Source organism: Paenibacillus oryzae, from assembly GCF_001675045.1.
In the GTDB taxonomy this organism is placed as follows: Bacteria; Bacillota; Bacilli; order Paenibacillales; family Paenibacillaceae; genus Pristimantibacillus; species Pristimantibacillus oryzae.
Genome location: NZ_LYPA01000071.1, coordinates 183205 through 209685, shown reverse-complemented (window position 1 = coordinate 209685; position 26481 = coordinate 183205). Strand labels below are relative to the sequence as shown.

General features: G+C 51.7%; 24 protein-coding genes and 1 riboswitch. Of the genes, 19 read left to right on the top strand and 5 right to left on the bottom strand.

Annotated elements, in window-relative coordinates; genetic code table 11:
- Nucleotides 1-79 precede the first annotated feature (79 nt).
- The 5 genes from A7K91_RS20390 to hisC all read left to right on the top strand — a co-directional run bounded on the left by A7K91_RS20390 (nt 80) and on the right by hisC (nt 5059).
- Nucleotides 80-1753: a glutamine--tRNA ligase/YqeY domain fusion protein gene (locus A7K91_RS20390; protein ID WP_068686160.1), complete on the top strand. Its 1674-nt coding sequence runs from the start codon at nt 80-82 to the stop codon at nt 1751-1753.
- Nucleotides 1754-1874: 121 nt separating this feature from the next.
- Entirely contained in the window at nt 1875-2567 is a 693-nt protein-coding gene (mobA, locus tag A7K91_RS20385) for a molybdenum cofactor guanylyltransferase (protein ID WP_068686158.1), read from the top strand.
- The gene (locus A7K91_RS20380; RefSeq protein ID WP_068686156.1) at nt 2564-3088 is read left to right on the top strand and encodes a GNAT family N-acetyltransferase; all 525 of its coding nucleotides are present in this window, start codon (nt 2564-2566) and stop codon (nt 3086-3088) included. The genes mobA and A7K91_RS20380 overlap by 4 nt, the downstream gene beginning before the upstream one ends.
- 70 nt (nt 3089-3158) lie before the next feature.
- On the top strand, nt 3159-3614 hold the full coding sequence (locus A7K91_RS20375) for a VanZ family protein (RefSeq protein WP_068686154.1): 456 nt from the start codon (nt 3159-3161) through the stop codon (nt 3612-3614).
- Nucleotides 3615-3997: 383 nt separating this feature from the next.
- On the top strand, nt 3998-5059 hold the full coding sequence (gene hisC / locus A7K91_RS20370) for a histidinol-phosphate transaminase (protein WP_068686152.1): 1062 nt from the start codon (nt 3998-4000) through the stop codon (nt 5057-5059).
- Nucleotides 5060-5185: 126 nt separating this feature from the next.
- On the opposite strand, the gene A7K91_RS26210 is transcribed toward hisC, so the two are convergent.
- The gene (locus A7K91_RS26210; protein WP_082967618.1) at nt 5186-8272 is read right to left on the bottom strand and encodes an FAD-dependent oxidoreductase; all 3087 of its coding nucleotides are present in this window, start codon (nt 8270-8272) and stop codon (nt 5186-5188) included.
- Nucleotides 8273-8458: 186 nt separating this feature from the next.
- Nucleotides 8459-8668, bottom strand: coding sequence for a hypothetical protein (locus A7K91_RS20360; RefSeq protein ID WP_068686150.1), 210 nt, complete (start codon nt 8666-8668; stop codon nt 8459-8461).
- Nucleotides 8669-9121: 453 nt separating this feature from the next.
- Between A7K91_RS20360 and abc-f the strand changes: the two genes are divergently transcribed.
- The 5 genes from abc-f to A7K91_RS20335 all read left to right on the top strand — a co-directional run bounded on the left by abc-f (nt 9122) and on the right by A7K91_RS20335 (nt 15235).
- On the top strand, nt 9122-11134 hold the full coding sequence (gene abc-f, locus A7K91_RS20355) for a ribosomal protection-like ABC-F family protein (protein WP_068686148.1): 2013 nt from the start codon (nt 9122-9124) through the stop codon (nt 11132-11134).
- A gap of 20 nt (nt 11135-11154) precedes the next feature.
- Nucleotides 11155-11610, top strand: a complete 456-nt coding sequence (locus A7K91_RS20350) for a GNAT family N-acetyltransferase (protein WP_068686146.1) — start codon at nt 11155-11157, stop codon at nt 11608-11610.
- Between the two features lie 204 nt (nt 11611-11814).
- Nucleotides 11815-12255 (top strand): RrF2 family transcriptional regulator, encoded by a 441-nt coding sequence (locus A7K91_RS20345; protein WP_068686144.1) that lies wholly within the window; start codon nt 11815-11817, stop codon nt 12253-12255.
- Between the two features lie 57 nt (nt 12256-12312).
- Complete coding sequence (trxA, locus tag A7K91_RS20340) at nt 12313-12627, top strand: thioredoxin (protein ID WP_068686255.1); 315 nt, start codon at nt 12313-12315, stop codon at nt 12625-12627.
- Nucleotides 12628-12862: 235 nt separating this feature from the next.
- Entirely contained in the window at nt 12863-15235 is a 2373-nt protein-coding gene (locus A7K91_RS20335) for a YcdB/YcdC domain-containing protein (RefSeq protein ID WP_068686142.1), read from the top strand.
- Between the two features lie 372 nt (nt 15236-15607).
- On the opposite strand, the gene A7K91_RS26770 is transcribed toward A7K91_RS20335, so the two are convergent.
- Entirely contained in the window at nt 15608-15751 is a 144-nt protein-coding gene (locus A7K91_RS26770) for a hypothetical protein (RefSeq protein WP_169833435.1), read from the bottom strand.
- A 168-nt stretch (nt 15752-15919) separates the two neighbouring features.
- Here A7K91_RS26770 and ychF point away from each other — a divergent pair, with 168 nt between their 5' ends.
- From ychF to prmC, 3 genes are all read left to right on the top strand, one after another.
- The gene (gene ychF, locus A7K91_RS20330; RefSeq protein WP_068686141.1) at nt 15920-17020 is read left to right on the top strand and encodes a redox-regulated ATPase YchF; all 1101 of its coding nucleotides are present in this window, start codon (nt 15920-15922) and stop codon (nt 17018-17020) included.
- Between the two features lie 516 nt (nt 17021-17536).
- Nucleotides 17537-18613 carry a peptide chain release factor 1 gene (gene prfA / locus A7K91_RS20325; RefSeq protein WP_068686139.1) on the top strand — a complete coding sequence of 359 codons (1077 nt, stop codon included), beginning with the start codon at nt 17537-17539 and terminating at the stop codon, nt 18611-18613.
- A gap of 172 nt (nt 18614-18785) precedes the next feature.
- Nucleotides 18786-19811 carry a peptide chain release factor N(5)-glutamine methyltransferase gene (gene prmC / locus A7K91_RS20320; RefSeq protein WP_068686137.1) on the top strand — a complete coding sequence of 342 codons (1026 nt, stop codon included), beginning with the start codon at nt 18786-18788 and terminating at the stop codon, nt 19809-19811.
- Between the two features lie 99 nt (nt 19812-19910).
- Here prmC and A7K91_RS20315 read toward each other — a convergent pair whose 3' ends face one another.
- Nucleotides 19911-20348, bottom strand: coding sequence for a carboxymuconolactone decarboxylase family protein (locus A7K91_RS20315; RefSeq protein ID WP_068686135.1), 438 nt, complete (start codon nt 20346-20348; stop codon nt 19911-19913).
- A gap of 53 nt (nt 20349-20401) precedes the next feature.
- Nucleotides 20402-21298, bottom strand: a complete 897-nt coding sequence (locus tag A7K91_RS20310) for an RNA polymerase sigma-70 factor (RefSeq protein ID WP_082967616.1) — start codon at nt 21296-21298, stop codon at nt 20402-20404.
- Between the two features lie 184 nt (nt 21299-21482).
- Here A7K91_RS20310 and spoIIR point away from each other — a divergent pair, with 184 nt between their 5' ends.
- The 6 genes from spoIIR (at nt 21483) to A7K91_RS20280 (ending at nt 26443) form a co-directional block, all read left to right on the top strand.
- A complete protein-coding gene (gene spoIIR, locus A7K91_RS20305; protein ID WP_082967615.1) occupies nt 21483-22331 on the top strand; it encodes a stage II sporulation protein R in 849 nt (282 codons plus the stop codon).
- A gap of 123 nt (nt 22332-22454) precedes the next feature.
- Nucleotides 22455-23573: an L-threonylcarbamoyladenylate synthase gene (locus tag A7K91_RS20300; protein WP_082967629.1), complete on the top strand. Its 1119-nt coding sequence runs from the start codon at nt 22455-22457 to the stop codon at nt 23571-23573.
- Nucleotides 23574-23763: 190 nt separating this feature from the next.
- Nucleotides 23764-24324 (top strand): manganese efflux pump MntP, encoded by a 561-nt coding sequence (locus tag A7K91_RS20295; RefSeq protein ID WP_082967614.1) that lies wholly within the window; start codon nt 23764-23766, stop codon nt 24322-24324.
- A 92-nt stretch (nt 24325-24416) separates the two neighbouring features.
- Nucleotides 24417-25022 carry a low molecular weight protein arginine phosphatase gene (locus tag A7K91_RS20290; RefSeq protein WP_068686249.1) on the top strand — a complete coding sequence of 202 codons (606 nt, stop codon included), beginning with the start codon at nt 24417-24419 and terminating at the stop codon, nt 25020-25022.
- A 39-nt stretch (nt 25023-25061) separates the two neighbouring features.
- Nucleotides 25062-25143: riboswitch (ZMP/ZTP riboswitch) on the top strand.
- Between the two features lie 185 nt (nt 25144-25328).
- Nucleotides 25329-25775 (top strand): ribose 5-phosphate isomerase B, encoded by a 447-nt coding sequence (rpiB, locus tag A7K91_RS20285; RefSeq protein ID WP_068686129.1) that lies wholly within the window; start codon nt 25329-25331, stop codon nt 25773-25775.
- 56 nt (nt 25776-25831) lie between these two features.
- A complete protein-coding gene (locus A7K91_RS20280) occupies nt 25832-26443 on the top strand; it encodes a TIGR01440 family protein (RefSeq protein ID WP_068686127.1) in 612 nt (203 codons plus the stop codon).
- Nucleotides 26444-26481 lie beyond the last annotated feature (38 nt).

Genomic DNA, 26481 nt, shown 5'->3' with positions numbered 1-26481 from the left:
AGTGTATTTTAACCCATTTTTGTGTATTATAAAGGGATATAAAAGTTATTAATTAATGCGTTAAGAAAGGTTGGTCGCGATGGAGAAAGCAGTCGGGAACAAGACATCATCCTCAAACTTTATTAAAAATATAGTTGTGGAAGATTTGAAGGAAGGCCGCGTAAAGGAAATTATCACCCGTTTTCCGCCCGAGCCTAACGGATATTTGCATATAGGCCACGCCAAGTCGATATGCTTGAATTTTGAGCTGGCCGACGAGTTTAACGGAAAAACAAATCTTCGCTTCGATGATACAAATCCGGTAAAAGAGGATACAGAATATGTTGAAGCGATTCAGGAGGATGTGCGCTGGCTGGGCTTTGATTGGGAGGAGCTGCGCTTTGCGTCCGACTATTTCGAGGAGCTGTACAATCGCGCCTTGCTGCTGATCAAGAAGGGCAAAGCCTATGTCTGCGACCTGACTGCGGAGCAAACGCGCGAAATGAGAGGCACTCTGACGGAGCCTGGCAAGGAGAGCCCATACCGCAACCGGAGCGTAGAGGAAAACCTGGATTTGTTCGCAAGAATGCGCGGGGGCGAATTCCCGGACGGAGCGCGCGTGCTGAGAGCAAAAATCGACATGGCCTCCTCCAATATTACAATGCGCGATCCCGTGCTGTATCGTATTTCCCATTCCCATCACCATCGCACGGGAGATGCCTGGTGCATTTACCCGATGTACGATTATGCCCACCCGCTAAGCGATGCGATCGAGGGGATCACCCATTCCATCTGTACGCTGGAATTTGAGGATCATCGCCCATTGTACGACTGGGCTGTCGCGGAATGTGAGATGGAAGCCGTTCCGCGCCAATATGAATTTGCCCGCCTGAACGTAACCAATACCGTAATGAGCAAGCGTTATCTGAAGCAGCTGGTGGACGAAGGAATCGTGGACGGCTGGGACGACCCCCGGATGCCGACCATCAGCGGCATGCGCCGCCGCGGCTATACGGCTGAATCCATTCGCTCGTTCTGTCGCGAAATCGGCGTTGCCAAAAGCAACAGCGTAGTGGATGAGCGGTACCTGGATCATTTTATCAGGGAGGACCTGAAGCTGAAGGCGCTGCGTACAATGGCGGTGCTTCGTCCGCTCAAGGTGGTCATTACCAACTATCCTGAAGGACAAAGCGAGCTGCTGCCCGCAGAAAACAACTCTGAAAATGAAGAGATGGGTATCCGCGAAATTCCGTTCTCACGTGAAATCTATATTGAGCGGGACGATTTTATGGAAAATCCGCCCAGCAAATATTTCCGCTTGTTCCCCGGCAACGAGGTTCGGCTGAAGCATGCTTATTTCATTACATGCCAGGACGTCATCAAGGATGAAAACGGTGAGGTTGTGGAGCTGCATTGTACGTACGATCCCAAAACCAAAAGCGGCAGCGGCTTTAATGAGCGCAAGGTAAAAGGGACCATCCATTGGGTTGAAGCCACTCATGCAGTGCCAGCGGACTTCCGCTTGTATGAGCCGTTGATTGTGGACAATCCTGAGGAGGCCGAAAAGCCTTTCCTGGAGCGCATCAATCCTAACTCGCTTGAGGTGCAGCAAGGATTCGTTGAGCCCAATATGAAGGAAGCGGCGGGAGGAGACAAGTTCCAGTTTTTCCGTCACGGCTATTTCAGCGTGGATGCCAAGGACTCCACTCCGGAGAAGCTGGCGTTTAACCGCATCGTTTCCCTGAAAAGCTCGTTTGATCCCTCCAAAGCTTAAGACACGCCCTAAGGGAGCATAAGGTCGGCCCGTCAGGCATTTTGCTTGGCGGGCCGTTTGCTAGAGCAATAGAAGGGGCAAGCTTGCCCCATCCTGGAAGGCAAGGGGGCATTTGGAGCCTATGTCCTATTTGAACGGACTTATTTTGGCCGGGGGGCAAAGCTCCCGCATGGGGCGCGATAAGGCGCTGCTCCCCATAAACGGCGAACCGCTGCTGCTGCGCCTTGCAAAGCAAATCGCTCCCATTGCTGGAGAGCTTGTTATTGCATGCGGGAGCAGAGAGAAGGAAGTGGCGTATCGGGAGGCGCTTGCTCCATGGCTTGATGCCGCTGTCGCTGTTCATCCTAACCATGTTCCCGAAGCTAACCGTGATTACCCGCGTGACGGACAAGAGGGCCGTTCTAATGCAAAACCTTCAATCCGGTTTGTCACGGACAGCTATCCCGGACAAGGGCCTCTGGCGGGCTTGCATGCAGGGCTGCAGTCGTTGCCGGAAGGCTATGTCTTTGTGACGGCATGTGACTCTCCGGATGTTTCGCTTTCTCTTATTGAGGTGTTGGAGAAGCTGATTGGCGGCGAGGCAGATGTTGTTTGTTTGCCCGGACAGCCTTTTCACGGGCTGTACCATACATCCGTTGCGGAAGCGGCAAAGGCTGCGCTGGAACGGGGCGAACGCCGGCTGATGGGCTTGCTGTGGGAGCTGCAAGCGGTGTTTCTCCAATTGGAGATGCCGGGGTATAGTCCAATCAATCTGAATACCCCCGAGGAATACGAGGCTTATTTGAAGGGGCAACTGGAGGGGCGTAAAGCATGAATGGGCCGAACAAGCCGGACGTGGTCATAGAAGACGCTAAGCTTGCCGACTTGGCTGACATCGTTGACATCTATAACTCAACTATAGCTGGACGGATGGTAACGGCCGACCTGGAGCCTGTTACTGTCAATGACAGAATGGAATGGTTTTTGGAGCATTCTCCCCAGCATAGGCCGATCTGGGTAGCCCGGGAGCGGGAAAACGGAGAGGTTTTCGCATGGCTGAGCTTTCAATCCTTCTATGGGCGCCCGGCCTACCGGGCAACTGCGGAGATCAGCGTCTATATCGCCGAGCAGCATCGCGGCCGCGGGCTTGGCTCTCTGCTGGTCTCCAAAGCCATTGAGGCATGCCCTTCATTGGGGCTAACGGCGCTGGTGGGATTTGTTTTTGGCCATAACAAGCCAAGCCTGGCGCTGCTGTCCCGGTTTGGCTTTTCGCAATGGGGTTTGCTTCCGGGTGTTGCGGAGCTTGATGGAGTGAGGAGAGACCTCGCTATAATGGGCTTGAGGCTGGAGTATTGACGTACGGAGAGAATGATGATTAACAACAACGGAATGCTGCTAGCAGAGTTAAATCTTGTGCAGGGAGGTGATGAAGGTCAAACTTTTTCGCAACGCCTATAGCCGCAACGCGGCGTTTAATTGGATGGTGGTGCTGTGCCTGCTGGTGTATGCAGCGGTCATGCTTTATTTGCTTTATTTTCGCCAACGGTATTTAATGTGGGGTTATTCCTATAATCTTGTGCCGTTTAAAACCATCCAGAGTTATATCAATAGCATTGGCCGGATGAATAGCGATATCTGGATTAAAAACTTGTTTGGCAATATTATATTGTTTATACCCATTGGCGTCTTTATGCCATTACTGAACAAAAAGCTTCGTGCTTCAATTCCCGTCATCACATGGTGCGCCTTGCTCATCCTTATCGTTGAACTGGTGCAGCTGTTAACCAAACGGGGAAGCTTTGATGTTGACGATATCATCCTGAATACGCTGGGCGCCTGGATCGGCTTGATGCTGGTCAGGCCGTTTCTGAAAAAAATCTAAAAGGTGTTCAAAAAGTTCGGTTTTCAGTACCAAGAAGATGGCATGAAGCTAGAAATCGAGGAACGGAGCTTAGTGGGAGCTAAGTGAGTACCGGAGATTTCGGCTGAATGCCATATTCGACGCCGGCCTTGACACTAGTCATGTCCCGTAATGGAAGGCGGACTTTTTGGACTACCACTAAAAATCAAGGTTCAAAAAGTTCGGTTTTCAGTACCAAGAAGATGGGATGAAGCTAGAAATCGAGGAACGGAGCTTAGTGGGAGCTAAGTGAGTACCGGAGATTTCGGCTGAATGCCATATTCGATGCCGGCCTTGCCGCCAGGCAAGTCCCGTAATGGAAAGCGAACTTTTTGAACTACCTCTAAAAAAAAGGAGATGGTATGGTGAGCAAATATTGGACCCCCCTGGCCTCCTCGCTTGAGCCGTATGTGCCTGGAGAACAACCAAAGGACAAGACCTATATTAAACTGAATACGAATGAAAATCCGTATCCGCCTTCGCCCAAGGCGCTGGAGGCGATGAAGGAGGCCGCAAACGCCGATCTTCGCCTTTATCCCGACCCGACCTGTGAGGAGCTGGTGCAGGCCGCAGCCAATTATTATGGCTTGTCTCCCAAGCAGACGTTTGCCGGAAATGGCTCGGATGAGCTGCTTGCATTTGCGTTTGCGGCATTTTTTGATCCCGCCCGCCCAGTGCTGTTCCCGGATATTACGTATAGCTTCTATAAGGTTTACGCCAAGCTGTGCGGCATTACGCCCAAGCTTATTCCGCTGGACGAGCAGTTTCAAGTTCCGATTGATCAATTTGCGGGAGACCATGGCGGAATGATTCTTCCCAATCCTAATGCGCCAACAGCCATCCTCATTCCGCTGGATCAGGTCAGAAAGCTGCTGGAGGCCAATCCAGACCGGGTCGTCATTATTGATGAAGCCTATATTGACTTTGGCGGAGAATCGGCTGTTAAGCTAGTGCCGGAATATCCTAATCTGCTGGTTATCCAGACGTTGTCCAAATCACGTTCGCTTGCGGGACTGCGCGTTGGCCTGGCTTTTGGCTCCGAGGAGCTGATTGATGGCTTAAACCGGATCAAAAATTCCTTTAACTCCTATACGATGGACCGTCTTGCTCTTCGCGGCGCCGTGGCGGCCTTGCAGGACGAGGCTTATTTTCAGGAAACAACGGCCAAGGTTGTGGCTACGCGCGATGGGATCATTGCGAGCCTTAAGGAATTAGGCTTTATTGTGACCGATTCCAAAGCCAACTTTTTGCTGATCTCCCATCCCTCTTATTCGGCGGCGGACTTGTTCAAGCAGCTTAGAGAGCAGGGGATTTTGGTCAGATATTTCAATTCGCCGCGCATTGATAACTACTTGCGGGTGACAGTCGGTACAGACGAAGAGATGGCTCAGTTTCTAAAGGTGCTGAAAAGGTTGATCGGCGCATAATTAGCTGGAATCATAATATCAGCAGGAGCTTGATGGACAAGTCAATGTGCTTTCATTTCCAAAAGAGAAGAGCAGCTTTCGGAGTCGTTTTCAGACCCTGAAAGCTGCTCTTTTGTGCTGGTGCGGCTACTCGTAAACCACTCCCGCATAATATTCAACCAGATCGCGAATCAGCATAAAAAACTCGCCATTCGTAATCGATGCCGAATCCGCGATAGAATCCAGCGTCTCCTGCGCGAACCAGCCGTTTGCCACAAAATCCTCTAACGTGACGGCGGCGGCGGTTGCATTGTCCATGGCATTTGCAATGGTTTTGACGGTTTGTTCAACGGACAACGGCTGTCCAGCCGCGTTTTCCACTCCCGCAATTGCGGCAGCGGGGTCGCCATGGAAAAAGTCCGAATGCTGCTGCTTCACGCGATACAGGCTGTATACGATTCGCTGCATATTGGATTTCCCGTCCAGATCAAACGCTTTATTGTCATGGTTGCCGCTGGTTAGCAGCATGCTCACCGCTGCCGTCAATCCCCTGTATGCCTTGTGGTTCATGTAATACGGGGTTTCAAAGCTTTCCATCTTCAGATCCATGCCTTGTGAAGCCAATACGCCGCGCAGCTCCCCGATAAGCTCCTTCGAGCCGGACATGTACCGGAACGTAACCGCGTGGTCCTTGGCCAGCTTGGCTGCCGCTCCCGCAGCCTCGCCTGTTGCCATGCCCAGCGGAATGACCCTTGCACTGCCATGCGGCAAGGAATCAAAGCTTGCAGCCCGTCCCACGACCAGCAAATGATCCACTGTTTTTGGCACCAGCGTCCGGAAGGGCACGCCGTATTGCTTTGGCGAATACAGCACGTAGCCGGTGTCCAGATGGCTGGCCGCCTGAATATCCACATCATAGGAGCCGTAAGCGATGGCGTCCCAGTGATCGCGGTTTGCCAGCAAATCAGCCATCGTCAGCCGGTATTCTCCCTGAATATGGCGTGATTCGCGAACATACAATTCGTCGAAGGTATATGCCAGCTCCAGGTCTTTGAACTCGGTAAAAGTGGTTTTTAAATATTCGACAATTCGCGGCGCTTCCGCATTTCCGATCTCCAGCGCTTCCTTAATGCTGGCGGGGTCCAGGGGATTGATGCCGAAAATATGCATGGCGTTGATCAAAATAGTATCGTCGTTTTGCCGACCGATATTGAGTCCGCGCAGCTTGACGCGCTCCGGGTTGCTGGATTCATAGTTTTTGGCGCTCGGGAAACCCCAGGCGCTCATGGCATCAATGCCTGTATCGGGATGTTTTCCGAAGGAATCCCAAATGCTCTGCGTCATGCCCTTTAACGCAAACACAAGCGTAACAGCCATCTGGGCATCCCCATTGCCGATATCCTCCCGTCCAAGCGTATACGTCGCGCCTGCGGCTGCTGCTATATCTCCATCCTGCGTGGCGTCGATAACGGCTTGCGCAGCAACCTCCAGCTCCTGACCGTCGCCGGTCACAATGCGCATACCGCTAACCTTCCAAATGCCGTCGGCAGATTCACTAGCCAGCGGCTCCATGGAGCGGGTGCCCATGAGCAGATCAATGTTTTCTTCCGCCTTCACCATTTTGTAGAAAACGTTGGCGGCCGTGTTGACATCAAAGGAGGTGCCTTCAACCTGATCATACCACTCCTGAAAAATACCTTTGTTCAGGAAATTATGCCCGCTGCCGGGTATGGAGGATTGCTTGGGCGAATAATTCAGGTCCAGCGTATTAAGCCCGCCAACCGTCATCAGCCCGCCCAGAATTTCGCGGTCCTTGCCGTCAACCAGCAGGACGGACAAGCCATTTCGTGCAGCGGATACCGCGGCTGCAATACCTTCGGGATCGGTTCCCGCCACGATAACGTCATATTGCTTCTGTATTTGCTCGGCGGACTCAACGGCAAGCAGCTCCTGCCGCTTGTTGTGATTAGTCGTATCCTTGTCCTTCATCCACAAATAGGCGGCTCCGCCTGCAATTACGGCAACAGCCAGAGCCGAAGCGATCAGCCACTTCCACCCGAAACGTTTTTTACGGTTAAGGTGATAGTCCTCCAGCGGCATAGGCTCCTTCTGAGCCGTGCCAAAGAGAACCCATGAATACGGAACAAAACGCGTGACGAGACCAACAACAAGCCAGGAGCCAACCAGCATAAAAACAAAGCTGCCGAAATATCGGGCATGCTCCAGCATTGACGAGCCGAAGTGGCGCACGTTGTCATCGTAAATAAACAGGAAGATCAGATGAATCAGGTATACGCCGAAGGAAAGCTGGCCCAGCCTGTACAAGGTCTTGGACAACATAATCGGCATATGTCTGTAAATAAAGAAGGACAGGCCAATGACGACCAGCGCCGAAAATAAAGTATGGAAGCTCCATAAAAACTCGTAAATCAAAATATGATATCGGGTTCCATTAGCCCGTACATTGTAATAAAGCATGACATGCGACAAAGCCAGAGTGAGCCAGATGCCGAAGGTCAAGCACCAGACGGCTATTTTTTTTGGACTGGCGTTTTCACGGGTGACGGCAAACCATTCCTTCAGCTTCGGAAAAAAGATGCCAATCGCCGCTCCGGTAAAGAAAAAGAGAAAGTAGGAGGGAGCCAGGCTGCCCTTCATTTCTAAACGCCAATAATATTCATTCATCAGAAAAAAGGCCCACTGCAGCAAAAATCCCGTTGGTATGAGCCAATAGACGGTATTTTTCCAACGCTTCACAACCCATAAAAGCAATGGGAACAGCAGATAAAACTGAACGCTGATAAAAATAAAATACAGATGGGCATAGACCTCGCCCTTGGCCAGCTTCTCCAGAAATTGCAGGAGCGCATCCGACGTTAAATAAGGCAAATCCGCCCTTATTTTTCCGTAAACGAAATAAATAGCCGAGAACAGAATGTAAGGAATGATTATGTACAGAAGTCTTTTTTTGTAGAAGCCTTTAATCAGCTTGCCGTCCAGCGGTCGGTTGAAATAGCTGTAAAAAAGCACAAAGCTGCTTAGCAAAATAAAAGTGGGGGTTCCAAAGCGCATAAAGGTATTGGCAAAGTTATAAAGGAAAAAATATGCGGAATCCTTCATCGTGACTGTTGCAGCCGCGCTGGCATGCACCGATAACACGCCGATAATAGCGATTGCCCGAACAAGCTGCAGCTGTGGAATATGTTCCTTTTTCTTAACAGGTGTCGTACTCATAGTCGTTCCTTTCTTTTCTTAATTTGCTGAAAAAAAGGGCCAGAATCGTATAAATGGTATCATTTTCCCTACTGCCAGTGCAACAAAATAAAGGGATTTACGACCATAAAGAAAAGAGCTCCTCCGTTATGGAAGGAACCCTTTTTTTGCTTTCCGGGCTTCAAGCTGCGGCGCGCCGCCCAGGCATCAGCGCTCGTCATCGAAGATTTGCATTAACTCCTTTGCCCGATCTACATCTTTTTTGCGAACTTGAATGCGTTTGATCGAGCTGCCTTCCAACGAAATTTTGGTTTTCATCCCATTGCTTTTGAAGATGGCGTCCAGCCGGTCGATATCGTCTACACGGGAACCGCTTTCGGTCCTGACGACTACCCACTTGCTTCCAAACCAGCCCACCCTACTCACCTCCCTGCCGTAATTGGAGACTCTTTAAATTGTATTCGCGCCGCTGATTCCTTCATGACATCTAATGAAAAAAAGATGTATACTTTGCAGGCAGCCCCTGGGCATGCTATACTTTCAAATAATTATGTGAAAAAACAGGTGTTCAAAAAGTTCGCTTTTCAGTACCGAGAAGACTTTTTGAACTACCTCTAAAGGAGGTGAAGGTAGGATGAATCGGGAGTTAGTCAATGTCCAAGTGAGCCGGCTGCCCATTGCGATGGCTGGCATCATGCATGGTTTTGGTCAAGACGGGAGAGGTCTGTCCATTTTTAACCATACGACATTACAACTAACGAAAAGGCTCCTACCTTGACCTGAAGCGATACCGGGCGTAGGGAATTTTCCCTGCGCCCTTTTTTTATATACGGAAACGGGGTAGGGCCTCTGATACTAGGAGGAACCCTCATGTTAATTATAAATTGCCAAAATGTTAAAAAATACAATGCCGCTCAGCTTGTTTTGGAGAATGTAACCTTCGAGCTCCATCAAGGGGAAAAGGCGGGACTTGTCGGGCGAAACGGCTGCGGAAAAACAACGCTGCTGCGTTTGCTTGCCAGGCAGGAGTCTCCGGACGATGGCATGCTTGCCATTGCCAAGCATATAAGCATCGGTTATCTTCAGCAAATGTCGGGCGCGGAGGCGGGGGCAACGGTTTACGACGTGCTTTCATTGGCTTTCCGCGAATTGCTGCATGCTCGCAATGAAATGTCGCGGCTGGAAGCGGCAATGGCTTATCCTGGTCTGGAAAACGGGGAGCTGGAATCGCTGCTGGCAGATTATGCCAAACTTCAGGAGCGTTACGAGGCGGAAGGCGGCTATGAGCTGGAATCGACCATTGATGGCGTTGCCGAAGGGCTGCGCATTCCAAAAGAATGGTATTCCAGAACGTTTCAATCCATGTCAGGCGGTGAAAAAACGAAGGTTGCTCTTGCTTCGCAGCTGCTGTTGAAGCCGGGTCTGCTGCTGCTCGACGAACCAACCAATCATCTGGACATGTCCGCTGTGGAATGGCTGGAGGACTTTTTGCAGAAATATCCGGGCACGTGTCTGATCGTATCCCACGACCGTTATTTTCTGGATCGGGTTGCCACCAAAATCGTGGAGCTGGAGGATGGTGAAACCACCGTTTTCCACGGGAACTATTCCCGTTACGCCAAGGAGAAGGAAGAGCTTGTTCTCAGGCAGTTCGCGGATTACCAGGAGCAGCAGAAGCAGATCAAAAAAATGAAGGAAACAATCAAGCAGCTGATGGAATGGGGAAGGATCGGAGATAACGGTAAATTTTTCAGACGTGCGGCGAGCATGCAAAAGGCGCTGGACAGGATGGAAAGGGTGAAGCGTCCGGCCATCAACCGCAAAGAGGCGGAATTTGATTTAAAGCCAACCGAACGGTCGGGCAAGCAAACCGTCGTGTTTCAGGATGTGAATAAGAGCTACGGCGCAACCCTTGTGTTGGCCGGAGTTTCCGGAGAGCTTCATTATGGCGAAAATGTGATGCTGATCGGGGACAACGGTTCAGGCAAATCGACTCTGCTAAAGCTGATGTTAGGGGAACTGGCAGCGGATAACGGAGCAATAAATATAGGCTCGCGGGTTGAATTGGGGTATTTGCCTCAACAGCACCCGCCGGATGATCCCAAACAAACTGTGCTTCACTATTTTCGGACAGAAGCAGGGATGGAAGAAGGAGAAGCCCGTAATGCGCTGGCTGCGTATATGTTTTATGGAACAGAAGTATTTAAGCCGCTCGGCATGTTGTCCGGGGGAGAATGGACCCGTTTGCGGCTTGCTTTGCTCGTGTTGAAGAAGCCGAATCTGCTCATTCTGGACGAACCAACCAATCATATGGACATTGCTTCCCGTGAGGCGCTGGAGGAAGCGCTGGAGGATTATCCGGGCACGCTTCTGATCGTCACTCACGACCGTTATCTCATTAACCGTCTGGCACAAAAAATCTGGGAGCTGGATCGCGGTCGTCTGGACATTTATTTGGGCGGCTTCGATGATTACAAGGCGGAGAGCGTCAAAAGGAAAAGTCGTGTTATCTCTAATGAAATCCAGAAGGATGGTCAAAAAGGGAGCCCAGTTACTGCCGGTCAGGGGAATGAAAATCAAATGGCCGGCAGCCTGAAAAAAGAAAAGAAAGGCCGGCAACGAAGGGAAGCAGGCAATAAACAATCCTCCTCTGCGTCCAGCAGACAAATGGAATCCGGCAGTCAGCAGCTGGAAGCCAAAATTCAGCAAACGGAGCGGCGTATTGCGGAGCTTGATGCCGAAATGGATCAAATGGGGCAAGCCGGAGAAGCAGAAGCCGCCAAGGCAGCGGAGCGGCTGCAGCAAGCTTGGAACGAACGGGCTTCCCTGCAGGAAAATATCGACGAATGGATGGAACAGTGGCTGGAGATGCAGGATCATTAAAGGCGGCGGGAGGAAATCGGATGGATACTGTAATAAATAGGCTGAAAATGCTCAAAGAACAGGATTTAATGATGCTTGAGGCGTGGTTCCAGGACGCGGAAGTGAAGCGCCGCCTGGAAGGCATGCTTCCGCTGCAAGGATGGTTTAGCTATGTACAATCAAGCCTTGATTACTTCGTTTGGGTAGCATTTTCAGAAAATGATCCTGTTGGGGTTATTATGATTGAGCAGGAGCAGCAGGAGGGACAGAACACGGGGAGTATTGCCATTGTTGTAAATCCGGAGCTGCGCGGCAAAGGATATGGCAGAGCAATCTTAACTAAGGCAATGAGCCTGCCGGAGCTAAAGCAAATCAAAAGATGGCATGCAGGTATTGAGACGGATAACGCCGCTTGCATAAAATGCTTTCAAAGCGCCGGGTTTTTGTTTGATCCAATGGAGCCAGATGAGGATGGTTACTATTCCTTGTGGAATTAAAGATTTCCTCTGTCGTGTCAAATGACCATCCGCTGAAAACGGTTCATGCGTGCCAGTATAGAATGGGGGGCGCTGCAGCAAGCTAAAGCAGGGGACGCTTGCGGGCTTGAAGGCGTTTCACCGGAAATGGGCAGAGCCAACCCCCTTGACAGATTCAACTGTAATAGATATTATTACAGTATAAAGCAGGGAGGCCCGCGCATAGTGAATAGTGAATTTACGATTGCCGTACACAGTCTTGTTTATTTGGCCTATTTGCCGGATAAGATGGCCAGCAGCGATTTGATCGCTGAAAACGTCGGCACTCATTCCGCTCGCGTCCGCAAAGTAATGAGCGGTCTGCGTAAAAGCGGCTACGTCGATACCCGTGAAGGCTCCGGCGGCGGCTACCGCCTGATGATTGATCCAGCCGTTGTAACCTTGGCCGACGTCTACAGAGTAATGGCCCAAGGCTCATTAATTCCCAGCTGGTGCTCCGGGGACCCCGGCATGGATTGCGTAGTCGGCTCCAATATGAACAAGGTTATGTTCAGCATTTTCTGTACGGCGGAGAAAAAGCTGGAAGAGCACTTTGGCGGCATTACCATTAATGATGTGCTGGGGCAAATTCAGGCCTGCGACAAAGTGCCAAACGCCGAACAATAGGTGAGACGGGTTACTCCCTTAATCATACACAATGGATAGATGAAAGGAATGATGATCATGTCAGCAGTAGCATTGACCAAAGATACTTTTTCTGAAAGCATTAAAGCTGGTGTTTCTCTTGTAGATTTCTGGGCGCCATGGTGCGGCCCTTGCAAAACGCAGCTTCCAATTGTAGAGGAGCTTTCCTCCGAGCTGGCGGGTCAAGCGACCATTGCCAAAATCAATGTGGACGAAGAGCCGGAATTGGCTTCCCAATTCGGCGTTATGAGCATTCCAACGCTGATTCTGTTTAAAGACGGCCAGCCCGTTGACAAAATGGTTGGTCTGCAAAGCAAAGATTCGCTTAAAGCAAAAATCTCCAACCAGCTGTAAGCCGCTTGCCTCAGCTATGCCATTCTGATATAGCGCATGACGAAGCCGCATTTCATTTGCCCCGAGCTGATGAAATGCGGTTTTTTTGTGCAACTTTTTGACGGATTGAAGCGTCTAAAGGGGTAGGAACTAGAAGATATTTACATACATTGAAGCGCATGTGCGACATGTTAGCTTACCCGTGGTAGAAAACCAAGATCCCCAAAAAAAATGAATGCTGAGGAGTGTTGCATTGATGAATCGAGGAAAAAGGAAAAAAAGCAGGCTTGCGCTGGCTGTGGCTGTAACCATGGCTGCCTCCATCTGGAGCGTGCCGGTTATGGCTGAAGAACAGGCCAGCAATGTGAATGAATTGTTAGCGCTGTCAGAAGCGCAAAACAGCGAAGGTGTAAAGGCGGACGAAAAAGACGCCAAAATAGTCAAAGCGGAGGCTGAAAAGCTGCTTCGCCAATATGTCCGCATTCCTGACGATTTTCAGCTGCAAAGCTCCAGCTACAGGACGAACAAGCTGGTCAATGGAACAAGAAGCTATTGGGAAATGAATTTTGTTAAACGCAATAACAGCAAGCAGACGGCCTCCATCAGAGCTTCTCTGGATGCTGTCAGCGGTCAGCTGCTGAGCTTTTACAATGAGCAATATACATCTTCAGCTCAAGCGACCTATCCGCTGAAGGTGGATCGGTCCGCAGCGTTGAAGCTGGCGGAAGAATTTATTAGTCAGATTGCGAAGTCCTATTCCTCCCAAGTCAAGCTGAACGAGTCGTATGGCGTTATGCCGCTGCCTCCGCTTAGCGGAGCTGTTTCACATCAAATCCGTTTTGACCGTATGGTGGGCGACATTCCTTATTTGGGCAATTATGTTGATCTGGCCATCAATAGCGAAGGTCATATTGAGAGCTTCAGGCTGAATTGGGACGAAACCATCGCTTTTCCCAAAGCAGGCGATTATTTGAGCATGGAGCAGGCCGCGAAGGCGCTTCAGGATGCCGCGTCACTTGAGCTTCGGTATGTGCTGCCTTATAACGCATCGGCGGATGAGCAAACTCCTCGCTTGGGCTACGGAATGGGGGCAGTGGCGGTTGATGCGGTAACAGGCCAGAAAGCAGAATATGGTGATGCTTACGGCTATTACTATGGCGAAGCAGCCAAAACATCGCTAACAATAGAACCACTTGCTGCCAAGCCCAAGCCAACAGTGATATCGGAAAAAGACGCCATTGCAGCGGTTGAAAAGGCATTTCCATTGCCGGAGGGCAGCGAGCTCCGGGGAACCGGCTATACGGAGTCTCGCGAAGAGGGAGATAGCAAAACCAGCTCCTCCTGGAATCTGGAGTGGTCCGTCAAAAGGGAAGGCGGCGAATCCGGCAATATTTCTGCCAGAGTAAACGGCAGCACGGGCGAAATAGAAAGCTACTACGCCTATAGGAACAGAGAAGCCACGGAGAGCAAGAGCATAACGTTGGAACAAGCGATTGCAAAAGCGGAGGAGCTTGTCAAGCAGCAGCTGCCATGGATGAGCCACGAGTTATATACGGTTTCCCCGTCTCCAAAGATTTTTGAAGGCCGTAAGCCAGAGGAGATTTACAGCTACGATATCCAATTCCAGAGGAAGGTCAATGGGGCCGTTGTTGACTACGATAGCATTTATGTATCCATTGATGCGGTTTCAGGTCAAGTCAGATCCTACAACAGCTCTATCCGGCCTTTTGAGTACCCTGCGAAAGCGCCGGCGCTGATTACTCGTCCTGAAGCATTGGCCAAGTGGATGGACTATTATGATGTTCAATTGACCTACCGGGTCAATCAGCAATATACGCTGGATGGCATGTTATTGTCTCTTGATAAGGTGAATTTGATGCGTGCGGCAGGGGACCCTGCCTTTGCCAGAGCGGAGTTGAAGAGCGATATTGAACTGATTTATCAGCTGGCTGACAAGGATCGGCCCGAGTCGTTATTTCTGGATGCGCAAAGCGGGGAATGGCGAAGCCAAGCGACGGGCGCAGTTACCAGTCTGGAGCTGCCGAGAGCAACGGACGCCGAGGGACACTGGGCGGAAGAGGCCTTGCAGCTGATGGTAGCTTACCGTGCTCTTGACCTGAAGGACGGTAAAGTCATGCCGGGCGCAGTCATCACACGGGGCGAATTGATCAAAATGCTCGTTCTGGCAAGGAATAACGGACGTTCATATGAGTTTGAAGCGATGGTTAAAAATTCAGCTGCCGCAGCTTCGTTTGCAGACGTAGCTGCAGACTCCGATTATTTCGCCTATGTAGAAACGGCGCTCCAGCAAAACCTGATTGATTTGGGCGACGGCGCCTTTAATCCCGATGAGCCTGTAACGCGGGATGACATGTCGGAGCTTATCGTACGCGCTTTGGGGTACAACACGCTGGCGAACTATGACTATATGTTCAAAGTATCCTTCAAGGATGCCGACGCCATCAAGAACAAGGGGCAAGCCGCCATTACAGTGGGCTTGAAAATTTTGAGTCTGTCGGACGGCAAGTTCCTGCCGGAGAAAAAGGTAACAAGAGCGGAAGCAGCCACCGCGTTTTTCCGCTATTTGCAGAAGCGGGAAGAGCTGCGGGAAGCCCCTCTGCGCATGTAGTTTGAGGAAAAGATGAGCTTCTGCGGACGTTTGTGGCCGTTAAAACGATAATCTTAGCAAAAATCCGTTTGTAACGGTCATTTTGGTCCGCAAGAGCTCTATTTTCCCGCCATTTGTCTTAATTTCGGGTTCTAGCGGACATCTGTGTCCGCTAGATTTTGTTAATCCCGCTTTTAGCCATTTTAACGGTCATTTATGACCGGAAAGCGGATGATAAACGGACCAGCAGGCAGCTCAGAAGGCGATCGGATGACAATTCCGGCAGCAACTTAGATGACTGGTGTGCTCCAGATTCGTTGCGGACTGCGTTGCAGACTACGTTGTGGACTGCGTTGCAGACTGTTAAGGACTATTGAAGACCATTCGGGGTCGTTAATCGGTCCTTTTCTTTTTGCCCGAAAAGTTGGAAACGGATTTGGCGTCCTCCAGGTTGTCGTTGACAAAAGCCATGTCCTGGTTTTGGGCCTTCATGGCGGTTGTTCCTTTATAGTTGCCCTTGTGCTTTTTGTTTTCCATAGCGGCTTCCACCTCCTTGACCTTATTATGTCGTTTTACGGGGCGCTCTACCCGGTTAGTAGGCAACAAGCGCAGGCCGGGATTTGAGCCAGATGCTTTTCTTGCGGGGGCTGCTGGGGTATAATGTTTTGAGTTGCTTACTTTCGGAATATGAGGAGTGTCTAATAAATGGCTTTGAAAGCTGGAATCGTAGGTCTTCCAAACGTAGGGAAATCTACTCTGTTTAATGCAATTACGCAAGCGGGCGCTGAGTCTGCAAACTATCCATTTTGTACAATTGATCCCAATGTAGGCGTTGTTGAAGTGCCTGACGAGCGTTTGAACAAGCTGGTTGAGCTGGTGGTGCCTAAAAGCATCGTGCCAACCGCTTTTGAATTTGTGGATATCGCGGGTCTGGTTGCTGGCGCAAGCAAGGGCGAAGGATTGGGCAACAAGTTTTTGGCCCATATTCGCGAGGTTGACGCCATCGTTCACGTAGTTCGCTGCTTTGTTGATGAAAATATTACCCACGTTGCAGGCAAGGTTGACCCCATCGGGGATATTACGACCATTAATCTTGAGCTGATTTTGGCGGATTTGGATACGGTGGAAAAACGGATTGAGCGTTCCCGCAAAAACCTGAAATCCGGCGACAAAAAGATTGCGCAGGAGGTTGAAGTGCTGGAGCGTCTGAAGGATGCCCTGTACAATGACAAGCCGGCTCGCAGTCTGGAATTGTCCGATGATGAAAGGATTTTGATCCGCGATTTGCATCTTTTGACCATGAAGCCTGTTCTGTACGCCACCAACGTGAGCGAGGAAGAAGCTGGCGATACGGAAGGAAATCAATACGTTCAGCTTGTTCGCCAGTTTGCTGCGGAGGAAGGCGCGGAGGTTGTGCCGATCAGCGCTAAAGTGGAATCTGAAATCGCCGAGCTTGAGGGCGAGGACAAAGAAATGTTTCTGGCTGAGCTGGGCATGACGGAGTCCGGCTTGAATCGTCTGATTAATGCCGCATACAAGCTGCTTGGCCTGTATACGTATTTTACGGCCGGCGTTCAAGAGGTGCGCGCATGGACTATTCGCAAAGGCACCAAGGCTCCGCAAGCTGCCGGCGTCATTCATACCGATTTTGAACGCGGCTTTATCCGTGCGGAAGTGGTGTCGTATGATGATTTGGCGGCCGCAGGCTCTATGGCGGCTGTACGGGAGAGAGGCCAGCTCCGTCTGGAGGGCAAGGACTACGTTGTACGCGACGGCGATGTTATGCACTTCAGATTTAATGTTTAAATCTTAAATCTTAAACCTTAAACCTTAAGACTAAGGCTAAGGCTGAAGTATGGAGTATAAGACTGTAAATCGGCGGCTTTGACCCGTGCTTCAACTTAATAGTCAGCCCGCAGCAAGACTGGATCAGCCAGTTCTTGCTGCGGGCTGTTTGGGGTTTGCAGGCTGCAAGTGAATGGAAGAAGGATTGGGCAAGGATGCGGCAGGACAGGCTGTAAATCATTTTTTTGACGGAAAGTCGGAATGTCATGTGAACATGTCTGGTGAGTGTACTTGCGATTAATGAGATGTAGTTAAATATCACAAGATGATGGAATGAAAAGCAATTTAGTATTGCAGGTTAGGATAATTGATGGAAATGGCGTTTTTTTTGAAGGCTTGTGGACAAGATGTGCACAGGTTGTGTACAATTTGTGGATAGAAATACCGCTTGGCGATTATGAACATCTATCGATAGACGGCTTATGATGTGGTATACTGAAGGAATAAGATCAGGAAACAAAACAGAGGTGAATAGCTGTGTTTGACCGATTACAAGCGCTTGCCGACCGGTATGAAAAGCTGAGTGAACTGCTATGCGATCCGGACGTGTCCTCTGATCCCAAACGGCTCCGCGAGCTGTCCAAGGAGCAGTCGGATTTACAAGAGGCATTTGATGCGTACACGGAATATAAAAGCGTAGTTGCTCAGCTGGACGACGCCAAGCTTATGCAAGGCGAAAAGCTGGACGACGAAATGCGCGAAATGGTAAAGATGGAAATTGAAGAATTGTCCGAGCGCAAGGAGCAATTGGAGGAGCAGATGAGAATTCTTCTGCTGCCAAAGGACCCTAACGATGACAAAAACGTCATTGTGGAAATCCGCGGCGCGGCGGGCGGCGACGAAGCGGCTTTGTTCGCTTACGATTTGTACCGGATGTATACGAAATATGCCGACTCCCAAGGCTGGAGAGTCGAGCTGATGGATTTCAGCGAAAATGATTTGGGCGGCTTCAAGGAAGTTATTTTTATGGTCAACGGTAAAGGGGCCTACAGCAAGCTGAAATATGAGAGCGGCGCGCATCGCGTTCAGCGTATTCCGGTAACGGAATCCGGCGGCCGCATTCATACGTCGACTTCGACCGTCGCGGTGATGCCGGAGGTTGAGGATGTAGAAATCGAAATCCTTGACAAGGATATTCGGATTGATACTTTCTGCTCCAGCGGCGCCGGCGGGCAATCCGTCAATACAACCAAATCCGCGGTTCGTGTTTTGCACGTGCCGACGGGCATTATGGCGACTTGCCAGGACGGCAAATCCCAAAACGACAACAAGGCCAAGGCGCTTCAGGTTCTGCGCGCGCGGATTTATGATATCCGCCGTCAGGAGGAAGAAGCCAAATATGCGGGCGAGCGCAAAAGCAAGGTGGGAACGGGAGATCGAAGCGAGCGGATTCGCACGTACAATTTTCCGCAAAGCCGGGTAACCGACCACCGCATCAATCTTACGCTGCATCGTCTGGATTCCGTCATGAACGGCGATATGAACGACATCATTTCGTCGCTTACCATTGCGGAGCAGGCTGAAATCATGGAGCGGGAGAGTATGGGCGTCTAAGTCCGAAGGACCTCTTCATACAAAACAAGAAACAGGCCTCTGCAAAGCAAGAAACTGACCTCTGCAAAGCAAGAAACTGACCTCTGCCAGTCATGGCCGCGTTTAAGACGCGGATGCGGCAGGGGTTTTCTCATGAAAGGCGTTGAACAGAATTGAAAGGTGCGGCGAGTTTATGAATGGTGAAAATCAAGTACAGCAAAGCGTGGATTGGTTTAAGCCTGGCTGCACTCTTCGGCAGGCTTGCGCGGGAGCTGCGGAATGGCTCTCCGGGCAAGGCGTAGACGAGGCGCGGAACGATGCGGAGCTGTTTCTGATGCATGTGCTGGAGCTGGACAAAGCGTCCTTGCTGTTCCGATGGAACGAGCCGTTTCCCGTCGATCGCGCGGAGCAGTGGATAAGCAAAATCGCCCGGCGCGGGGCTGGCGAGCCGCTTCAATACATTATAGGAGAAGGCTGGTTCTACGGCCGTTCGTTCCGGGTGTCGCCTGCGGTGCTGATTCCCCGTCCGGAAACGGAGCTGCTGGTGGAGGCCGTTTTGGAGGCGGCGGACCGCCTGTGGGGCAGCCCTGAGTCAGCAACAACTGTTGCAGGACAGGCGGGCGGGTCGGCAGGGCCTGCTGACAGCGAGAAAAATGCCATGCCGACAGTCGTTGATGTCGGCACGGGCAGCGGCGCCATCGCCGTGACGCTTGCAGCGCTGCGTCCCGGCTGGCGGGTGACCGCGTCCGACCTGTCCCCGGACGCGCTGGAGGTCGCCCGCGAGAACGCCAGCCGCCATGGTGTGGCGGGTCGGCTGGCATTTGCGCAGGGCGACCTGCTCGCGCCCTTCATTGACGCGGGGCGCGGTGGAGCTGCTATCGATGGGGCCGTTGCCATCGATGTGCTGGTGTCAAATCCGCCGTATATTCCGGCGGCGGATTTGAGCGGCTTGCAGCGCGAGGTGCGGGACTATGAGCCGCATCTCGCGCTGGATGGCGGTACTGACGGGCTGGCCCCGTACCGTGTCATGCTGGAGCAGCTGCCGCTGCTCCCTGCCATGCCGCGCATTGTGGCGTTCGAGCTGGGCATGGGCCAGCCGGAAATTGTGGCGGCATGGATGCGGGAAATGGAGATATGGGACGATATCTCCATCGTGACGGACTTGAATGGAATCAAGCGGCATATTGTAGCCGTGCGTACAAAAGCTCATGGGGCCTGATGTTGCCCCATGAGCTTTTGTGCGTTTGCCGCGTCTACAGCGATTAGAAAGGCTCGTTCGGTTGCTATCCATACTAGATTGCTTGGCCCGTTCAGCTGCTTAATCGGGGATGCGGCCTGTTGCAATGGCAAGACGGTTCCAGCCGTTGATGGTAATGATGGCGATAATGACTTCGCTCAACGTTTTGTTGGAGAAATGGCGTGCGGCCTCGTCGTATACCTCGTCTGGCACGTGGCTTCCTGCAATAAGCGTCATAGCTTCCGTCAGCGCTAAAACAGCCCTTTCTTCATCCGTAAAATATGGAGTTTCTCTCCAGGCGTTTAGCGCGTAAATCCGTTTTTCGCTTTCGCCGTTTTTACGAGCGTCGCTTGTATGCATATGGATACAGAAAGCGCAGCCGTTTATTTGAGAGGCGCGAATTTTTATCAGCTCTACAAGTGTTTTGTCCAGCTTGGAAGAATTAATGAATTTCTCCATCCCCATCATAGCGCTATAGGCCTCGGGATGCTCCTGGTGCATCAGCATTCTTGTTTTCATGGTTAATCGCCCCTTGTCATGAGATGAGCCGGTTTATAGGATCGGCTATACTCTTAAGACAAGATGGCATTCCGTTTTGTGACATGCTTCAGCTTTTCAGGATTGACCACAATATAAACGGCTTCGATTTTTTCGCCTTTTTTGTCCCATCTGAAAGTCAAAATCATATGGGGCGATTGTTCCGATAGCAGCACCATGCCCGCTTGGCCGTTAACAACGGCAGGAAGAAAACCATTCTCGAACCTGCCTTTCCGGTGCAGACCAGCAAAAAAAGCAAGAATGCGGCGCCTCCCCGTAATGGGCAAGATGGCAGAGCGAGCTTTTCCTCCGCCGTCGGACAGCAATACGGCATCTTCGGTCAATATGGAGAGCAATGTCTCTGTATTCCCGGTTTCCGCCGCTTTGATAAACGCCTGCGCCATTGCGCCGGCGCGTTCGTGGTTAAAGGCTGGCGCGGGCTTGTCTGCATGAAGCTTTTGTTTCGCCCGGCTGTTGATTTTTCGGCAGGCCGCCTCGCTTTTGCCCAAAATATCGCCAATTTCCGCATATTCATAGGAGAGTGTCTCCCGCAGCAGAAAAACGGCTCGCTCAACGGGCCCTAGATGCTCCAGCATTACGAGCATGGCATAAGTGACGGTTTCATTTTTGTCCCACAAGAGAGCAGGGTCATGGGATGCGCCATCATCATAAAGGACAGATGGTTCCGGCAGCCACTCTCCAACGTAGCTTTCTTTTCGTTTATAGGCCGAGCCTTGCAGATTCAGGCAGTGATTGGTTGTCATGCGGATTAGGTATGACTTTGAATGCTCGATTTTGTCCTGATCAAGCTGAAAATAGTGGGTGAATACTTCCTGCACCACATCCTCTGCGTCGCTTCGGGAGCCAAGCATGCGGTAGGCCAAGGCCAGCAGGAGAGGGCGATAGGTTTCGTATAAAGGGGGCTGCTGCAATGTCAACACTCCTTCTTTTTGGAAAGATGCTTGATAGTCGCTCTATTTTTTCAATATAGCAATCATAGCCCTCTTTTTTGCAAATGAATAGGTTTATAGATTGAGAGAGGCGGACATACTGGGGATAGAGACGTTCCGGAACGCAAGCAGACGCACCGGCGGGTGCGCGAGAGGAGCTTGTGTAATGTCCCGTAATTATTCCCTTTATCCTTCATATTCATCCGATTCTACTCTTTCGATTACGACTCGTCCTTTATCTGATGCTTCATCTCTAAGACCCTACCGATTTTCTTACCGTAAATCATACGGTTTTATTATAATGGCGCTGCTTGTGCTGGTGATGAGCTGGGAAGCCGGCCGCATGGATGCGGCAGTGGCGCAAGGTGATATTCCGCAAGAAGCCATTCGGCTGCGTATTTTGGCCAATTCCGACAGTCCTGCCGACCAGGCGGTCAAGCGTGTTGTGCGGGATGAAGTGGTAAAAGCAATGAACAGCTGGGCCATTGGCCTTAACGATATTTCCGAAGCGCGCGAGGTCATACAGTCCCGGCTGCCGGAGGTGGAGGGCATAGTGGCAGGCGTGCTGGAGAGCAGAGGGTTTCCCCATCAATCATCGGCCATTCTGGGCAATGTTCAGTTTCCGACCAAAATGTACGGCAGCAAGGTGTATCCTGCCGGAGAGTATGAAGCTTTGCTGATTACAATCGGCGAAGGCGAAGGCCAAAACTGGTGGTGCGTGCTGTTTCCTCCATTATGCTTCATCGATGCGGCTACGGGAGAAGCGTCTGCGGCATCGGCAAACGAAACGGCGGCTGCTGCCGAAGGGAAGACGAGCAGCCAAAGCTCGCGATCTGATACAGTAAACGGCCAAGGCCTTGAAGACGAAGCGGCAGCATCGACAGAATTGGGCGGAGATGCTTCCTCCTCGACGGCTGAAGGGGATGGTGACAGCAAAGAAGAAGCTCCCGAGGTGCGGTTTTTCTTATGGGAGCTGATTGAAGGAATTATTAACTGGTTCAAATCCTTGTTTTAGAGATTGTTCAAGGTCGGGATTATTTTTGAACACAAACTTTTAGTCATGTTATAATAGCCGTGAACCGGCAAGGTTCAAAGGCAATACCTACATGGATAGAACAGGGAATGACACGCAGAAATGATGGAAACCAAAAGATGGACGACTTATAACGATAATGTGAAGGGCTCATTCCGGGATCAGGATGCGCAGCACAACAATAATAGATGCGGAACCCATGAGGCTGCCGCATGGCTTGAGGAGGCCGCGGAGACGCTTCAGGGAGGCGGGCTCGTGGCTTTTCCTACGGAGACGGTGTACGGCCTGGGAGCGGACGCGCGAAATACCGATGCGGTTGCCGGGATCTTCAGAGCGAAGGGGCGCCCGTCGGACAATCCGCTGATCGTGCACATCGCGGATAGCGGTCAACTGGATGAGCTGGTTAAGCCTTATCCGCCGCTTGCGGGGAAGCTGATGGAGCTATTTTGGCCGGGGCCGTTGACCATAGTGCTGCCAGTGCAATCAGGGGCGTTATCGCCGCTGGTGACGGCTAACCTGCCTACGGTCGGCGTTCGCATGCCGGATCATCCTTTGGCACTGGAATTGCTCAGGCGGGCGGGCTGTCCCGTCGCAGCGCCTAGCGCTAATCGCTCCGGCAGGCCTAGTCCTACGGAAGCGTCCCATGTGCTTGACGACTTGGATGGATTGATACACGGGATAGTGGATGGCGGCGCAACCGGAGTGGGGCTTGAATCCACCGTAGTCGAGCTGCTGGATGAGCAAACCGTTGCTATTTTGAGACCGGGAGGGATAACGCTGGAAAAGCTGCGGCGCGCTCTTCCGGATATTGCTGTCCTGGGAGGCGAGGATGGCTTGTCGGATCAAGAGGAAGCTCCCCGCTCGCCCGGGATGAAGTATATTCATTATGCGCCACAAGGCGAGTTGACGCTGGTGGAGGGCAGCCCCGAGCAAACGGAGGCATATATTGCGGCCCGGCTGGCAGAGGCCTCAGCTCGCGGCGAACGAACAGGCGTGTTGGCTTTTTCAGAAAGCATTCGTCGGTATGAAGCTGATGTGAAAATGAATATGGGAAGCCGTCAGAGGCTTGACGAGGCGGCTGCCCGCTTGTATGCCGCGCTGCGCCGTTTTGACGAAGAGGGAGCCGTATCCTTATGGGCGGAGTCCTGCTCCGAAGAAGGGATAGGCCGGGCATTGATGAACCGCTTGAGCAAAGCAGCCAGCAAAGTTATTAAGCTGAACTGACAGCTCGACCTTGCTAGGCATCTGATTTCAGGATAAACTTGTCGCAGTCGCAGTCGCAGTCGCAGTCGCAGTCGCAGTCGCAGTCGCAGTCGCAGTCGCAGTCGCAGCCATAGTCTCGATCGGGACATGTTTGGCCCCTCGTCCGCATATGCTGGTTTAAAGAACGCTGCGGACATGGGGGAGAGATGGCGTGTGGGATGCTCATGCAATTATCGGACAAGCGCTGACGCTGCTATTTATTGCGCTGGCACTCGGTTTTGACGCCTTTTCGTTGGGGCTCGGCATCGGGCTAAAAGGCATTCGGCTTAGGGATATCGCCAAGATGGGCTTTGTAATCGGCCTGTTCCATGTGTTAATGCCGCTAGGCGGTGTATGGACCGGCCACCTGGTAAGCGGTCTGCTTGGCAAAATGGCGACAACGGCGGCAGGCGTGCTTCTAGTGCTGCTTGGCGTTCATATGATGTACAGCTCCTTTCGGGGAGAGGAGGTCCGGTCACTGGATCACCGGTCGCTATGGGGGCTTCTTGTCCTTGCTTTCAGCGTCAGCGTTGATGCTTTTTCGGTTGGCATTACGCTGGGCGTGTTTTCCGCAAATTTGTGGCTGACGGTTGCTTTATTCGGCATTTTGGGCGGTCTGATGTCAATGCTTGGTTTGCTGCTGGGCAGAAAGGTAAGCGGAAATTTGGGCGAATACGGGGAAGCCTGCGGCGGGGCTATTTTATTCATATTTGGCATTTTATTTATCCTCTAAGATATGACTGACTGAAAACATGGGAGACGGGGTCTCCCGCTCAGCCAGAGCCTGTTCAATGAATGATGGAAATAAAGGAAGGGGTGGGCTTTGTGAAATCGATTTTGTTTGTTTGCACGGGCAATACATGCCGTTCCCCGATGGCCGAGGCCCTGCTGCGAGAGATGGCGCAGGCGAGAGGCATGGCTGTGTCGGTGCGTTCGGCGGGCGTCTCTACGGTGGACGGGCTTCCTGTGTCCGGGAATGCGCTGGAATCGTTGCGCCGGAGAAAGGTTTCCCACGCCGGCTCCTCAAGCCGGCTTACAGCGGAAGCCGTTGAATGGGCGGATCTGATTCTTACGATGACAAGCGGGCATAAGCGGGACGTGCTGCATTATCATCCCGAAGCGGTGGACAAGACCTATACGCTCAAAGAGTTTGTATATAGCGATACGGCCGTGGCGGCGAATATTTCGGAGCTGGAGAGCCTGTACAGCGACATGCAGATGAGGGGGGCGATTGGCGGCCAGCTAACCAAGGAGGAAAGACAGAGGATGCTGGAGCTGGAGAAGACGATTCCAAGCTTTGATATCGCAGATCCGTTTGGAGGCTCGTTATCTACCTACGAGAGCTGTTCGCAAGAAATACAGGAGGCAATTGGCAAGCTGCTGGACAAGCTGGATTCGGATTCCACATTTTCCGGCACAGAAGCGGATTGATTATTTTGCAAGTTTGCGATATGATGGACTCACATATACGGATTCCGATGTAACTGGCGACGGAAGTGGGATAACCACGGTGGAGCATCGGAGTATACGGCCGGTCGCCTGGGCAAAGAGCAAACATGCTGGTAGGAGCATGTCATGCTCTTTTTTTGTTTTCATCCGGTATGCTTGCTTTTTCGCTTTTGCACAAGCTCTTTGGTGTCGTTTCTTGTCTGAAGAAAAGGTATACTATCGTCATAGGGCTTGTTTGGCAAAAAGAAGCCCGAATTCGGAGAAAGAACGATGAGGAGAGAGATGACGATGAAAATAGCCATTGGCGCAGACCATGCCGGCTACCGCTTGAAGGATGAAATTGTTCCGTTGTTGAAATCGCTGGGCCACGACATTCAGGATTTGGGCTGCGACTGCGAGCAGTCCGTTGATTATCCGGACTATGCGCTGCCGGTATGCGATTTGGTGGCCCAAGGCGATGCGGACCGCGGCATTCTGATTTGCGGTACGGGCATCGGGATGTCCATCGCGGCGAACAAGCACGCCGGCATTCGCTGCGCGCTGGTGCACGACCTGTTTTCGGCCAAGGCAACGCGGGAGCATAACGACACTAACGTGCTTGCCATGGGCGAACGGGTCATTGGACCTGGCTTGGCTCAGGAAATCGTCCGCACTTGGCTTGAAACGCCGTTTTCAGGCGGGGAGCGTCATGCAGGACGCATTCGTAAGGTGATGCAGCTGGAGGAGAAGAAGTAAATTTTCCCGTCCCTTCTTGCAAGAATCGGTTTAACCCAAAAGGAGCGGAATTCAGCATGAGTCAGAACAATCACATTACGCCAGAGCTTCGGCTCTGGTCGTCCCAAGTGGAAACGGCAGTTCGCGAATTGTCGGAAGCGGGAGGCTTGAAGCCCGGTCAACTGATAGTTGTTGGAACCAGTACCAGCGAGGTGTTGGGACGCGCCATCGGTACGGCGGGCGCGCTGGAGACTGCTTCGGCTTTATATGAAGGCATTGAAGCGGCCCGCAAGGATATCGGCTTTGTGCCGGTATTCCAGTGCTGCGAGCATTTGAACCGGGCGCTGGTGCTGGAGAGGCATGCTGCCGAAAAATATGGTTTGGATCCCGTACACGCCATTCCGGTACGCACAGCGGGAGGCTCTATGGCGGCTTATGCTTATAGCCGGCTGAAGGACCCTTGTCTGGTGGAGTCCGTGAAGGCGCATGCGGGCATCGATATCGGCGATACGTTTATCGGCATGCATTTGCGTCCCGTGGCAGTGCCCGTGAGGCCGTCTGTCAGTTCAATCGGCGAAGCTCATGTCACGATGGCTTATACAAGACCGAAATTGATTGGCGGCGTTCGCGCCGTCTATGAAATTCATCCTGCTGCCGGGCAGGAGGACGCCTCCGGGCACTGCAACTAATCTGCAACTTCTACCAACCATAATGAATGATAAACAAG

Coding starts and splice junctions, on each gene's coding strand:
- A7K91_RS20350 (WP_068686146.1), top strand. CDS start 11,155: ATGGATACTGTAATAAATAGGCTGAAAATGCTCAAAGAACAGGATTTA.
- mobA (WP_068686158.1), top strand. CDS start 1,875: ATGTCCTATTTGAACGGACTTATTTTGGCCGGGGGGCAAAGCTCCCGC.
- ychF (WP_068686141.1), top strand. CDS start 15,920: ATGGCTTTGAAAGCTGGAATCGTAGGTCTTCCAAACGTAGGGAAATCT.
- A7K91_RS20390 (WP_068686160.1), top strand. CDS start 80: ATGGAGAAAGCAGTCGGGAACAAGACATCATCCTCAAACTTTATTAAA.
- A7K91_RS26770 (WP_169833435.1), bottom strand. CDS start 15,751: ATGGAAAACAAAAAGCACAAGGGCAACTATAAAGGAACAACCGCCATG.
- A7K91_RS20300 (WP_082967629.1), top strand. CDS start 22,455: ATGGAAACCAAAAGATGGACGACTTATAACGATAATGTGAAGGGCTCA.
- prmC (WP_068686137.1), top strand. CDS start 18,786: ATGAATGGTGAAAATCAAGTACAGCAAAGCGTGGATTGGTTTAAGCCT.
- abc-f (WP_068686148.1), top strand. CDS start 9,122: ATGTTAATTATAAATTGCCAAAATGTTAAAAAATACAATGCCGCTCAG.
- A7K91_RS20380 (WP_068686156.1), top strand. CDS start 2,564: ATGAATGGGCCGAACAAGCCGGACGTGGTCATAGAAGACGCTAAGCTT.
- trxA (WP_068686255.1), top strand. CDS start 12,313: ATGTCAGCAGTAGCATTGACCAAAGATACTTTTTCTGAAAGCATTAAA.
- A7K91_RS20280 (WP_068686127.1), top strand. CDS start 25,832: ATGAGTCAGAACAATCACATTACGCCAGAGCTTCGGCTCTGGTCGTCC.
- A7K91_RS26210 (WP_082967618.1), bottom strand. CDS start 8,272: ATGAGTACGACACCTGTTAAGAAAAAGGAACATATTCCACAGCTGCAG.
- A7K91_RS20375 (WP_068686154.1), top strand. CDS start 3,159: ATGAAGGTCAAACTTTTTCGCAACGCCTATAGCCGCAACGCGGCGTTT.
- A7K91_RS20335 (WP_068686142.1), top strand. CDS start 12,863: ATGAATCGAGGAAAAAGGAAAAAAAGCAGGCTTGCGCTGGCTGTGGCT.
- spoIIR (WP_082967615.1), top strand. CDS start 21,483: ATGTCCCGTAATTATTCCCTTTATCCTTCATATTCATCCGATTCTACT.
- A7K91_RS20315 (WP_068686135.1), bottom strand. CDS start 20,348: ATGAAAACAAGAATGCTGATGCACCAGGAGCATCCCGAGGCCTATAGC.
- rpiB (WP_068686129.1), top strand. CDS start 25,329: ATGAAAATAGCCATTGGCGCAGACCATGCCGGCTACCGCTTGAAGGAT.